This is a genomic window from Anaerolineae bacterium (genome assembly GCA_013178015.1).
Classification (GTDB): domain Bacteria; phylum Chloroflexota; class Anaerolineae; order DRVO01; family DRVO01; genus Ch71.
Window position 1 is genome coordinate 1 of sequence record JABLXR010000014.1, and the last position, 13,227, is coordinate 13,227.

The 13,227-nt window shown below is 67.5% G+C and carries 8 protein-coding genes; 3 read left to right on the plus strand and 5 right to left on the minus strand.

Translation table 11 applies throughout. The features are described 5' to 3' along the window. Window positions 1–146: 146 nt before the first annotated feature. The 3 genes from HPY83_06700 to HPY83_06710 all read right to left on the minus strand — a co-directional run bounded on the left by HPY83_06700 (window position 147) and on the right by HPY83_06710 (window position 3,763). Window positions 147–2,012, minus strand: a complete 1,866-nt coding sequence (locus HPY83_06700) for an MBL fold metallo-hydrolase (GenBank protein NPV07637.1) — start codon at window positions 2,010–2,012, stop codon at window positions 147–149. Beyond that, window positions 2,009–2,236, minus strand: coding sequence for a hypothetical protein (locus HPY83_06705; GenBank protein NPV07638.1), 228 nt, complete (start codon window positions 2,234–2,236; stop codon window positions 2,009–2,011). The genes HPY83_06700 and HPY83_06705 overlap by 4 nt, the downstream gene beginning before the upstream one ends. A gap of 186 nt (window positions 2,237–2,422) precedes the next feature. Further along, window positions 2,423–3,763, minus strand: a complete 1,341-nt coding sequence (locus HPY83_06710; GenBank protein ID NPV07639.1) for an MFS transporter — start codon at window positions 3,761–3,763, stop codon at window positions 2,423–2,425. Between the two features lie 643 nt (window positions 3,764–4,406). Between HPY83_06710 and HPY83_06715 the strand changes: the two genes are divergently transcribed. The 3 genes from HPY83_06715 to HPY83_06725 all read left to right on the plus strand — a co-directional run bounded on the left by HPY83_06715 (window position 4,407) and on the right by HPY83_06725 (window position 9,714). After that, window positions 4,407–5,546 (plus strand): beta-lactamase family protein, encoded by a 1,140-nt coding sequence (locus HPY83_06715; GenBank protein NPV07640.1) that lies wholly within the window; start codon window positions 4,407–4,409, stop codon window positions 5,544–5,546. Between the two features lie 746 nt (window positions 5,547–6,292). After that, complete coding sequence (locus HPY83_06720) at window positions 6,293–8,521, plus strand: hypothetical protein (GenBank protein NPV07641.1); 2,229 nt, start codon at window positions 6,293–6,295, stop codon at window positions 8,519–8,521. Window positions 8,522–8,997: 476 nt separating this feature from the next. Continuing rightward, the gene (locus HPY83_06725; protein NPV07642.1) at window positions 8,998–9,714 is read left to right on the plus strand and encodes a response regulator transcription factor; all 717 of its coding nucleotides are present in this window, start codon (window positions 8,998–9,000) and stop codon (window positions 9,712–9,714) included. Between the two features lie 19 nt (window positions 9,715–9,733). On the opposite strand, the gene HPY83_06730 is transcribed toward HPY83_06725, so the two are convergent. Both HPY83_06730 and HPY83_06735 read right to left on the minus strand, forming a co-directional pair. Next, a complete protein-coding gene (locus tag HPY83_06730) occupies window positions 9,734–10,615 on the minus strand; it encodes an alpha/beta hydrolase (protein NPV07643.1) in 882 nt (293 codons plus the stop codon). A 92-nt stretch (window positions 10,616–10,707) separates the two neighbouring features. Continuing rightward, window positions 10,708–13,227: a DUF87 domain-containing protein gene (locus tag HPY83_06735; GenBank protein ID NPV07644.1), complete on the minus strand. Its 2,520-nt coding sequence runs from the start codon at window positions 13,225–13,227 to the stop codon at window positions 10,708–10,710.

A 13,227-nucleotide genomic window follows, 5' to 3' on the forward strand; every position in this document is an offset into this window, starting at 1 on the left:
GGCACCAATCATCCCTCCAGAGGAGATCATACCTCCACCCGAGGGACTAGTCCTTACCCGCACTGCCCGCCATGCCAACCGCAACTGCGGCCCCAGACCCAAGGAGACCAATTAGTTGGCACACATGACACAGGGATCCGCCCCTACTATCGCACTTCCACCAGGCAGTGGCGAACCTGTCCTAGGTAGCGGCCGCCCCAGGTGACGCGGAAGGGAATGACGTAGGACCCGGGGGAGGCGCCCTCGGGCAGGCGCAGCCACATCAGGGCTCTGCCGTCGGGGCGGCCATCGGAGGACGGCTGCATCAACCCGCTCGTCTCCGGCGGTACCAGCACCTGGCCGGAAGATCGGCTGCTCTCCCACTGCCATCCCTCCGGCAGCACTGGCTCCGCGGAGGCACCGACGGCGCGAGGGCCGTGGTTGGTGAACTGGATCTCCACAGCGATCAGCGACCCGGGGGCGGCCTCCTGCTGGTAGGGATAGGCTCGCACCCACCACTCGTCGGTGCCGAAGTCGGGGTGAGGCCAGGGCAGGAGATCCGCCAGCAGAGTCTCACGGCGAGCCAGAGTTGCCTCTAGGTAGTCCAGTTGCTCCTCCGTGAAGCGGAAGGCCCGCTCCTGGTGCTGGTTCACCAGGTACTGGGGGCGGTGCCTGCGCAGCAGGTCCAGGCAGCGGCGCAGCCCGTGGCCCCGTCGCAGGAAGTTGCGGTTGCCGGCGCAGTAGTCATCCAGCCCGGTGGGAGCGAAGGAGTCCCCCACGAAGAGGACGCTGGTGCCCCGGCCCTCTGCCAGGAGCCCACCGTGGTAGAGGGTCTGGCCCGGGAAGTGCCAGGCGGTCAGGCGGAACTCCCGCCACGGCCAGGAGTCGCCGTCCTCGGTAATCGGGTCCACGGGCGCGCAGTTAGGGGAGATGCAGGGGAGGATGAATCTCTGGGGGTGCTGCACGATCTCGGCCAGGCTGCGGTCGGCGATGATGGGGCAGCCGAAGGCCTGGACGAGGTGGGAAAGGGCATCTACGTGATCGTCGTGATAGTGGCTGACCCAGCAGCCGTCTACCGAGGTGATGTCGCCCCGCCCCAGCCAGCCCTGAAGCGTCTCCACTACCGAATCGCGGCCGCAGTCCACCAGCAGGGCGGGGCCGTCCTGGGAAAGCAGAGCGAAGCTGGTGGACGCCACCCGCCGGACGAAGGGGGGCAGTTCCAGAGTGAGAGCGGGCTCCATGCGGGCGGGATCGCCTCGGGTGTCATCGAGCAGGTGGGGGAAGTAGTAGTTGAGAGCGGAGACGGCAGCGTAGTTGCGCCACAGCTCCTCCAGGCGTTGAACGGTCAGTTGCACCGCCGTGGCCGGGTGGCGCACCACGGGGCCGTGCGCCGGCACCAGGAGGTCGGCGCCGGCGGCGCCCAGCTTATGCAGGCTGGCCACCAGCCGGGGGCGGTTGCCCAGGAAGCCGTGGTAGTCGGATATGACATCGAAGCCCCTTTGTAGGGAGTAGAGATCCCACAGCTGGCCTGGCCCGTACAGAGCATCGCCACAGAAGCACACAGTGCAACCCGCTGCCGTGACCAAGTAGGACACTGAACCATCGGTGGCGCCGGGGGTGTCCAGCACCCGCACCGTGTACCCCTGCCACTCGAGGGTATCGCCTTCGGCGAGGGCGCGGGAGACGGGCAAGGGGGAGGCCAGCACCTGGGAGGGCCGCTGGTGGTACAGGTGCCAGCGGTTGCGCCAGTCGGCCCAGTAGGCATCCACCTCCTCGAAGAGGTGCCGCTCGGAGGCGGGCGCGGCCACCCTGGCGCCGGCGGCCAAGAAGGGGTAGGCACCAGCCACGTTCGGCCGGCGATGTTGGGTGCAGAGGATCCAGTCCACCTGATGGACGCCCAAGCCGGCCAATACCTCGGCCGTGACGCTGTCGCAGCAGTCGAAGAGCAGGGCGCGCTCGCCGGAGACGAGCACGCCGGTGTTCACCGCGCCGTGCAGGACGTGGAGGTTGGGGGCCAACATCGAGATGCTCATGTCCACTCCCGCTGGCTCCGCGCCATGCTGAGCGTTGGCGAAGCATCTCCGGTCTGCAGCCGGAGGCTGTTCGCATGCATCAGGGTGATAGCAGGCGGCTCGAATTCCTGGCTCCACCACACCCGTCCCACTTCATCGTAGCGGGGCGAAGTGGCCTCTTCGCCCGGCCTCAGGACCAACTCGCGGACGGTGTCCACGCTGGGGTCGTCCTCTACGCGGATCATGGACCGGTACCCTCCGCGAAAGCGTATGAGTTCAGTGTACCACCTGCGGTCCCCTGCAACGAGGCTGGCCCGACCGGGCTCACGGGAATGGTGCTGCACCGCCACAGCCACAGGGGTGGTCGTCAGGCCGTGGAGGTGCCGCCGAGACATGACGCGGGGCCCTTCAGGACAGCACGGAGGAAAGAACTAGGCTGGCGGAAGGGAGTTCAACCGGCGCCGACCCCGCCAGCCGACTGTGATCGCCAGCAGGGCGCAGAGAGTGCCGGCGCCGGCCAGGGCGGTGGTCAGGCCCAGCTGCTCCGCCACCGCGCCGATGGTCAGGCTACCCACCGGCGTCATACCGGCGTTCACCACCGTCCACACTCCCATGACCCGGCCGAGGAGCGCCTGGGGACAGGTGAGTTGGAGGGTAGCGTTGGCCATGGCCAGGTAGCCGATGGAGGACAAGCCAGTCACCGCCAGGGTGAGCATGGACAGCTCCAAACGCCGAGAGAAAGACAGGACGACCAACGAGAGCCCGGCCCCGACCATGAGCGCCATCATGGTGCTCTGTACCCGACGGGCGGCGAGGCGGCTGCCCGAGAGGGCTGCCCCCATGATGGCCCCGAGCCCCACGCTGGTGAGGAGCAGCCCCAGGGCTTGTGGGCCCCGGCCTAGTACGTCACGGGCGAAGGCGGGCAGGAAAGTCTGATAGGGCATGGCCAGGAAGCCCACGGCAGCCGTGACCAGAAGCAAACGCCGGACCGGGGCGGCGTTCCAGCAGTAGCGCAGTCCCTCTTGGAGGGAGGCCAACCACGGTCGGGCCGGTCCGGGCTCGAAGGGGGGCAGTCTGATGGCGAGGACGGCTCCGATCACGCCCAGGGCGGAAACGGCGGCGATGGCCAGACACACTCCCGCCCCGTAGGAGGCCAACAGCACTCCAGCGACGGCTGGGCCTATCACCCGGGTCAGGTTGAAGCGGGCGCTGTTCAGGGCCACGGCTGAGCGCAGATGCGCCGGGCCGACTAGATCGTGGATGAACACCGACCAGGTGGGCCAGCCGATGGCGTTGAACAGCCCGCTGGTTACAGCGGTGATGAGGATAAGGGGTATGCTGCGCACCCCCAGAATGGTGGCCGTGGCCAGCACGGCGCTGGACAGCATCGTGCCCGTCTGGGCGACCAGTAGCAGGCGCTTGTGGCTGAACCGATCCACCAGGGCGCCGGCCGGGATGGAGAGCAGGAGGAGGGGTACCATCTGGGCAAAGTTGGTGAGCCCGAGCAGGAACTCGGAATCACCTAGCTCCAAGACCAGCCAGCCGAGGGCAACGCTCTGTGCCCACGACCCGGTGGCAGAGACAAAGGCACCTGCCATGAAGAGGGCATAGTTGCGGTTGATGAAGGCCCGGCCGACAGCCGCGCGGACCGCGATCAGCCGGGAGGCGCGAAGCGGAGGTGCCACCGGCACAATGTCCGACGCGGCGATGCCGATGGGGTCTCTCTCGCCGGCACTGGCGCCGGGCAGACGGGTGTGCACTCTCTTTGCCAAGACCTGAGCCAACGGATGCCTGAAGGCGCATTCTACATCCCGGGAGGCCATCACTCCAATTGGGCGCGCTCCCGGCTTCTGTGAGTAGTCAGGCTGTCTATGCGTCTGAACTAACCTCAGTCATTCTACTTCACCCGATGGAGGAGGATACCGCCGAAAGTTCGAAGTCTCTGGCCCGCTCCTCCCGACTTCGCCCGCCGCGGACCGACTCCACCTCCCGGGGCGTGAGCTCCGATGGATGCAGCAGTCTTGTCCTTGGCATCGCTTGGCTCCTCCATGGGCTGCGGCTTAGCCCGCAGACCGCGGAGACGCGCGCCTCATTCGGCAGTTCGCGTTGTCTCAGCCCTTCTCGATCCGTGCCGATGGCGGAGGGGATTCCTGGCTACCGTGCTCATCGGGAGGCTCAGGGTCTGCCCAGGGACCGCCGAAGGACCAGCTCTCCGCAGCGAAGTCCGCCATGTGGGCTGGGCTGGGGCGGGTCTGCCAGGAAGGCGAAGGATCGGCTGAGACCGGCGCGGAGCTGTGAGTGTGTGCTCCCTCGACAAGCTTGAGGCATGGTCCGGGCGCCTGCGTCCCTAAGCGCCTTGGCCAACCAACGCCTCTGCGCTACAGTCGTCTTCAGAGCAACACCACGAGAACCGGAGTGCGAATGGATATCCACGGTCGCTGCGATCCTAGGTTCGATCGTGTTCGCCAGGAGTTCGAGCGCCACTTTGCCACGGGCGAGGACGTAGGTGCCTCCCTCTGCCTCATGTTGGAGGGCGAGGCGGTGGTGGACCTCTGGGCAGGCACCGCCGACGTGTCCACGGGGGCCCCTTGGGAGCAGGACACGGTGGCCATGGTCTTCTCCTGCACCAAGGGCGCCACTGCCCTCTGCGCCCATATCCTCATCTCGCGCGGCTTGCTGGACCCGGACACTCCCGTGGCCTGGTATTGGCCGGAGTTCGCCCGGGCCGGCAAGAAGGACATCCCAGTACGAATGCTGCTCAACCACCAGGCCGGGCTGCCCGCGCTGCGCCACCGGCTTCCAGAGGACGCCTTCTGCGACTGGGACTACATGACCGGTGCTCTGGCGGGTGAGGAGCCCTTCTGGGAGCCGGGCACCCGGGTGGGCTACCACTGGTACACCTTTGGCTGGCTGGTGGGCGAGCTGGTCCGGCGGGTCTCCGGGATGTCGGTGGGTCAGTTCTTCGCCCGCGAGGTGGCCGAGCCGCTGGGGCTGGACTTCTGGATCGGACTGCCGGAGGAGGTGGAGCACCGGGTGGCGCCGGTGCTCATGCTCGATCGCCCGTCCGATGTGGACCCGGCGAGCATCCCCGGGCTGGTGTGGCACAACGATGGCGGCTTCCTCGATCCGGGCCGGTGCGACACCCGCGTGGTGCATGCCGCCGAGATCCCGGCCATCAACGGCATCACCAATGCCCGCGGGCTGGCCGGGATGTATGCGCCTCTGGCCTGCGGGACCGGGCTGGTGGGCCCCGACGACCGGGCGCGGATGGCGGCCGTCTCCTCGGCCACGGAGAAGGATGCTACCCTGGGCGGACGCTTCCGCTACACCCTGGGTTTCCAGAAGTTCGGCCCGGGCAACCCCCTGGCCCTGCCGGAGACGGGGTTCGGGCACGCCGGCATGGGCGGGTCGGTCGGCTTCGCCGATCCGGGGGCGAGGCTGTCCTTCGGCTACGTGATGAACAAGCTGGGCACTCATGACCGGGCGGCGAGGCTACTGGACTCGACCTACATGTCGCTGGGGTACCGGTCGAAAGCGTCCGGCGGGTGGGTGTAGCGGTCCGAGCGGCCGGTGCCCCGGGTCGCGGGGACGCGGGCGTGCAATGCCCCGTTCGCACGGGGCCTCGAGCGAGGTCGGGGCCAGCGGGCCTGATGCCCGGGCGTCCGCCTACTCGGACGCGGCATGAGCCGACGCGACACGCTGGGGGCGGTTGAGCGTGTGAGGTGTGCCGAATGCGATTGGGACGCTAGGCGCACCGGTCCCCCTGTAATCGCAGCGCATTCATGCCAGTCCCTGTGTCCGCGCAGGCGGACACCCGGCCGAAGGCCCCTTAGCCCCGAATTCATTCGAGGGCTTCTTTCTCACAGTCCTGTGGCAAGCCGTCAGAGATGACTACCGCAGGCCACTGCTGGCGAACACGAGGTTCGCCCCTACGGCAGGGCGCTGTCGAAGGGCTGGGGCAAGCCACCAGAGGTGACTGTCGGAACCAGGCTGGGCGGTATCGGACGCTGCATCGCCTCTGTTCCCTGCCTGCTCGCTGGCCGGCGGTGGTTCCTGGCCCGCGCCAGATGGCAGCTCGCCCAACGCTGGCTCGACTTTGAGAAAGCCCCACAGACACGGTCTCCGAGTTGAAAAGATATTTGAGTGGTGGTGTAATAATGGCCCCACCGCGGGAGAGGGCTTTTCCTCCGTCCGCAAGGGGGAAGGCGTCTGGGACAAGCGAAGCCACCGACCGGTCGCCCGCGGGTGACGCCTGTCCCGGCGTCTCGCCGTGCATCGCACCACACCATGAGGAGGACCGTATGAGATGGAAACAGCACGCGCTAATCGTACTGCTTCTGCTGCTGGTCGCCGGGGCTCTGGTGGCCGCCAGGCCGGTCCGGCTGGCTCAGGCGGCGACCGCTACGCCCGCAGTGCCGGTAGAGGTGGCGACGCTTCCGGTGGCCACTCCGACAGGAACCGGCAACCCGGGCGAGGCAGCGCCGTGCGTGCCTCTGCAGCAGAGCGCCTGGAGGCTGTCGCCGCATGCCGACGCCGAGGCGGAAGCCTTTGTCCACTGGGACGAGGACGACCCGCCGGTCATCCCCGTGAACTGTGCCCGGTGTCACAGCACTGCCGGCTATCTCGACTTCCTGGGTGAGGACGGGACAAGGGTAGGGGTAGTGGACAACCCGGCCCAGGTGGGGGAGGTCATCGTCTGCTCGGCCTGTCACAACCAGGCTGCCATGGCTATGACCAGCGTGGTGTTCCCTTCGGGGGCCGAGCTGACCGGGCTCGGATCCTCGGCGCGCTGCATGCAGTGCCATCAGGGCCGCGCCTCCACGGTGCAGGTGGACGAGGCGCTAGCGAAGCTCGGCAGCAGTGTGGAAGAGGACACGCCCAGCGAGGACATCAGCTTCATTAACATCCACTATTACGCTGCCGCGGCTACCCAGTATGGAGCCCAGGTCCAGGGAGGCTATCAGTACCCAGAGAAGGCCTATCAGCCCAAGTTCCAGCACGTGGCAGGCCTGGACTCCTGCGCCGACTGCCACGATCCGCACAGCTTGCAGGTGCGGATCGAGAGGTGCGCTGAGTGCCACAATGGGGTGGCGAGTACGGATGACCTGAGGGACATCCGGATGCAGGACTCGCTGGTAGACTACGACGGCGATGGGGACATACAGGAAGGTGTCTACTACGAGCTGGCGGGCCTCCAGGAGCTGTTGCTCAGCACCATGCAGGCTTACGCCGGCCAGATCAGCGGCGCTCCCCTGGCCTACTCGCCGACCACCCATCCTTACTTCTTCGTGGACACCAACCAGAACGGGCAGGTGGACGGGGACGAGGCGCAGAGGGCCAATCTGTACGCCGCCTTCACCCCTCGCCTTCTCAAGGCTGCCTACAACTACCAGGTGTCGGTGAAGGACCCGGGGGCCTTCGCCCACAACGCTAAGTACATCATCGAGCTGCTGTACGACTCCATCGCCTCCCTGAACGAGGCCCTGGCGGCGCCCGTTGATCTGTCTCTGGTTCACCGTGACGACGTGGGGCACTTCAACGCCATCGTAGAGGCCTTCAGGCACTGGGACGCGGAGGCAAGCGGCGAAGTGCCGGCCGGCTGCGCCAAGTGCCACACGGCCACCGGGTTGCCCTTCACACTCAAGCATGGCGTCATCATCAGCATGCCGCCCTCCGAGTCGCTGGAGTGCATCACCTGCCATCAGAGCCTCGAGGACTTCGCTTTGCATCAGGCGGGAGAGGTGACGTTCCCCAGTGGGGCGGTGATCGGGTTCGGGGAGGATGCGCCCAGCAACCTCTGCCTGAACTGCCATCAGGGACGCGAGTCTACGGTCAGCGTGAACGCCGCCATCTCTCGGGCAGGCGTGGGACCGGACGTGGTGTCGGATGAGCTGCGGTTCGTGAATCCGCACTACTTCGCTGCTGGTGCAACCCTGTTCGGCTCCCAGGCCCAGGGCGCCTACCAGTACGACGGCAAGGACTACAACGGGCGCTTCACCCATGTGGCCAGGTACGACACCTGTGCCGAGTGCCACGATCCGCATTCGGTCAGCATCAACCTGGAAGGGTGCTCAGCCTGCCATGCCAACCTCAAGACGATCGAAGACCTGCGGCTGTGCCGTCTGGGCACGGGCGAGGACTATGACGGCGACGGCAATGCTAACGAAGGGGTGTGCGGCGAGATCCGCACCATCCACGACCAGTTGCTTGCCGCCATCCAGGCCTATGCCTCCGAGACCATCGGGATGCCCATCGCCTATGCCGAGGCCGCCTACCCTTACTGGTACGTGGACACCAATGGCAACGGCCAGGTCGACCCGGGCGAGGCCCGACGAGACAACGGCTACGGTCAGTGGACACCCAGGCTGCTTCGGGCTGCCTACAACTACCAGTACGTGGCCAAGGACCCTGGTGCCTTTGCCCACAACTACGTCTACATCCTTCAGGTGCTATATGACAGCCTGGAGGACATCGGCGGAGCCGATGCCGTGGCTGGCATGACCAGGCCGAAGACCGTCTCGGCCGGCTAGCCGGGCCGGCTGGCCCGACGACGAGCTATACGCCAACTTCAGAGCCCCCTCAGTGGCGCTCGGGACGGAGGAGTCCTGCGCCACCGAGGGGGCTACCTGGTGCAGAGGCCGTGCAGGCGGGCGCGTAAGGACCGGACTGCCTGCCTCACTGGCCTCCTCACCTCTTCCTCCGGGCAAAGCGGGCACTCCGGCTTTACCGGCCTGGCGTGAGGGAATAGCATGGTCGGACCAGGCCAAGGCTGCGTGGAGGTGGGCCGGGGCCAAGCCGGTCCTTCGCGGGTAGTGCCAGACGAGCTTGGCCGACAGGCAGCGTGCGGGCAATGGATGCCAGCCAAGGCCGACTCTCGACGCGGCGGCGCTTGACCATGGTTGGCTAGTGGGACATCATTGTCGAGCCGCCTGCCGGCGGCGCCGAGCCTTCTGCGGCCAAGGGATCGGGCCGGCTCAGGGTGCCAGTTTCGCCAAGGAGCGGTACCATCGAAGGCAAGAAGATTCTTGTGATTGATGATGACCCGCGCCTGCAGCGGCTACTAGAGTACACGCTGTGCCAGGAAGGCGCGGAGGTGCTTCTGGCCTCCGATGGTGAGGAAGGGCTGCGGAAGTTCTACACCCACACGCCAGACCTGGTGGTGTTGGACCTGATGATGCCCCGAATGGACGGTTGGGAGACGGCGAAACGCATTCGCTTGGTGTCGGATGTGCCGATCCTGATGCTTACCGCCCGCGGTCGGGAGGAAGACATCATCAAGGGGTTCGAGCACGGAGCGGACGAGTACGTGGCCAAGCCCTTCAGCCTGAGGGTACTGATGGCTCGGGCACGGGCTCTCCTCCGTCGGGCTTCCCTTCCGCCTATCGCCGATCACCCGGTGACCTACAGCGACGATTACCTGACCGTGGACTTGGACAAGAACCGGGTGACCGCGGGGGATCGGCTGGTCAGGCTGACGGCCACCGAGTACCGGCTGCTGGCCTACATGGTAGAGAACGCTGGGAGGGTGCTCTCTACCCGGCAGATCCTGGAGAAGGTCTGGGGCTGGGAGTACACCGACGACGTGGACTACGTCCGCATCTACATCTGGCACTTGCGCCAGAAGCTGGAGCCGGACCCCAAGCGTCCGCGATACCTGCAGACCGAGCACGGGATCGGCTATCGCTTCGTGGCTCGGCCAGCCTCGGGTGGGTCGGGGCCGTAGAGGCGGCCGATTGGCCCGGCTACAGGTCTAAACTCTCGACTATGCCGTCGAGGTAGTTCAGGGCCAGGAAATGACCGCCGTCGGGCACGAACCGTACGCGCGCCCGCGGAATGGTCTCCGCCAGGTACCTCCCCATGCGAGGCGGCAGGATGGTGTCGCACTCGCCGTGCCAGACGCTCACGGGCATGGTGATAGCCTGCAGGGCGAAGCCCCAGGGCCGGGAGAAGAGGGTTACGTCCTGGGCATAAGCACGCACACCCTGTCGGCCGGCCTCGCGGAAGTCCTCCGCGAGCATGCGGCGCACCTCAGGACGGGTCAGCAGCCTGCGGTCTGAAGGGCAGAGGCGCTCGGTATTGGCGAGAAAGAAGCGCTCGGGGTCCCGGCGGGGGTTGCTCATGAGCCAGATGAGCGGCCGGAGCGACCAGGGCGCCCACCGCCCCAACCGGAAGGCCGCCCTCACCCAGGGGCTGAGATGCTCCAGGCCGCCCGGGCGATCCACGGGGGCCAGGCTGCTGATCAGGGCCGCCCCGGTGAGCCGATCGGAGAGGGCGTAGGCGCAGGCAGCGGCGTGTGGCCCCCCGCCTGAGACACCCACCACCGCGAACCGCTCCAGCCCGAGGGCATCCGCCAGGCGGGCAACGTCGAGAGGCCAGTCGAGCAGCCGCCGACCGGGGTGAAAGTCGGAGAGGCCGTAGCCAGGGCGATCGGGGACGATCAGGCGTACGCGGCCGGCAGTGCCCGTGCCTATGGCAGGAGGGTGCTCCAGTCGGGACCCGGGTGTGCCGTGGAAGTAGATGACGGGAGGGCCCTCGAGTTCTCCGTACTGGGCGCAGGCCAGGGAGCGGCCATCGGGAAGTCGGATGCGGCCCTCGAGGCGTGGCGGGGCCTGTGTCTCAGCCATGCTGCATTCTATGGAGATGGCCAGCGAGCGGCAACGGTGCTCGACACGTACGACAGCTGTGAGCTTCTTGCCCCCGAGCCAGGTAGCGCGCCTTAGTGATCGGCCTCATACGCCGGCACCGTGGTCGTGCGCTGGCGGCCTCGGCCATCGTCGTAGGACAGCTCCCACACCGGCACCCAGGCCAGCGAGACCGACCTCACCCGGACATCCGTCCGGCGAGGTCGAACCAGGTGCTCCTGCACGTCCTCGGCCGCCTTCTGCCACTCCCGTCCCAGCTCCTCCGCCTCGGTCTCGAGCTGACTCTTGAGGTCATCGGCGTCCGCCTTCAGCCGGGCGATAGCGGCCTCGGCTTCCTGCACGTCGGCCAGGGCGGCGCTGGTGAGGCGGCGCTTGGTGGCGGCCCCGCTCAGGCTGCGCCTGCGCCCAAAGATCCCCAGCACCCCCACCAGAGTCTCCAGCCCCGACACAACCTCCTCGCGCTTGCGGGCCTCATACTCGTTCTTCTCGCTGATTAGGTCTCGCTCCGCGCGCTCCAGGCGTTGGGCCAGGGTGCGCAGGCGGCCGTCGTACTTGGCTCGCAGCCTATCCACGGCCCCGTCGCGGGCCTCGCGGGCGGCCTGCTGACAGCGAACGCGGAACTCCCGCTCCTCTTCATCCGGCCGGCTGTACAGCTTGAGGTGAGGGTTGTGCCAGAGCTGGAGCCGCTCGCGCTGGTACAAGTGCTCGGCCAGGTCCTTCTCCAGCCGCTTCAGCTCGCTGGCGCTGTCGGCCCCCTGAGGGACGTCCTGGAGGAAGAGGGCGTCGGGCTCGGCCCCGTCCGCCAGGTCGCGCTCGTCCAGGTGTAGGGGCAGGGCTTCCTTCCAGGACAGGGCAGCGGCTGGGCCGCGGGGTAGTAGAAGCAGCGCGATATCGCGGGTCTCGTCCAGCCCGGACCGGGCCTCGGTGAACCGGACGCTGGCCAGCCCGAGCACACCGGGCTCGTAGGTGAGCCTGGCCTGAGCGTTGGCGGGCGTAGACCCCAGTTGCCGCCCCAGCGACGCCAGCGCCTCCCTCTCGCCCAGGACGGAACTCAAGTACGTCTGGGGTACATCGGGAGCGAGGGGCGGCGCTTGGGCCGCCAGGTGCTCGTAGGCGGGCGCCGCCGGGGCAGGCTGGGCGGCCACCGCGGGCGAGGCTGCGGGCCGAGCGGCCGCTGCGGCCGGGGCCGGTCCCACCAGGTCGCGGATCTGGGCCCGGGTGAGGGGTCCGCGCAGGTAGCTCATGGCCCAGCGGGTGTAGAAGACTACAGGCTCGGGCTGGTGCACGTTGTGCAGCAGGAACACCCGGCTGGAGAGCCGGGAAATGAGCCGGTCGAGCTCTCCTCGGGCGGGCACCTGGCCTGCCTGGCCCAGGGCGCCCTCAAGCCCGTCCAGGACCCGGGCCTTGTCTCGCTCGGTCTGCAAGCGACCGATGAACCAGGTGCCGGCGTTGCTCAGCCCCTTGTAGTCCAGGTCCACTGGGTTCTGGGTGGTGAGCACGCAGCCCAGGCCGAAGGCGCGGGCCTGCTTGAGCAGGGTGAGCATAGGGCGCTTGCTGGGGGGCTCGGCCACGGGCGGGAAGAAGCCGAACACCTCGTCCATATAGAGGAGGGCGCGAAGGCTAGTGGTTCCTGGCTGGCGCCGCATCCAGGTGATGATCTGCTCCAGCAGGATGGTGACGAAGAACATGCGCTCGGCATCGCTGAGGTGGGCGATGTAGAAGATGGTGTGGCGTGGCTTCCCCTGCGGGGTGTGCAGGAGCGAGGCCACGTCCAGTGGCTGCCCCTCCATCCAGGCGGCGAAGCCGGGCGAGGCGACGATGTTGTTGAGGAGCGTGGCCAAGGAGAAGCGGTCCTTCTCGGGGAAGAAGGACTCCAGGTCCAGCACGCCCAAGCGTCGAAGCGGCGGTTTCTGCACCGCCACGATGAGCTTACCCAGATCCACTGGCTCGCCGGCGCGCCAGAAGTGCTCCAGGATGCTGGCAAGCAGGATGTGCTCCCGGCTGCGCAGCGGGTCCGCATCCACGCCCACCAGCCCCAGAAGCGCCGACACCGTCCCCTGGATGCGTTCGCGCAGAGCCTCCTCCTCCTGGGCCCAGTCCAGGTCGGGGGGGTTGAAGCTGTCCAGGATGCTGACGGGCTGGCCGGCCGTCGAGCCGGGGGTGTAGACGTCGAACCGGGCGGACTCCCGGAGGAGACGGATTCGCTCTGGGCCCTGATCCCAATCCGCCAGTCCGTCGCGCCAGGTGGCGGCGATCTGGCGGGCGTACTCGTCGGGATCGAGGCCCTTACGCCCGGCGTCGTCCAGGTTGACCCAGGGGCGGAAGTCCTCCGGCCGCAGGTCGGGGAAGGTCAGGAGGAGGTTAGCCATGTCACCCTTAGGGTCAATGATGATGGCGGGCACGTTGTCTATGGCGGCCTCTTCCAGCAGGGATATGCAGAGCCCCGTCTTGCCGCTGCCGGTCATGCCCACGCAGACGGCGTGGGTGGTGAGATCGCGCGAGTCGTAGTGGACCGGGCTCTCCAGCACCTGGCCGGCGGCCAGGTCATACTCCTTGCCCAGGTAGAAGCTGCCTAGTCTCTCGATCAGAGGCAT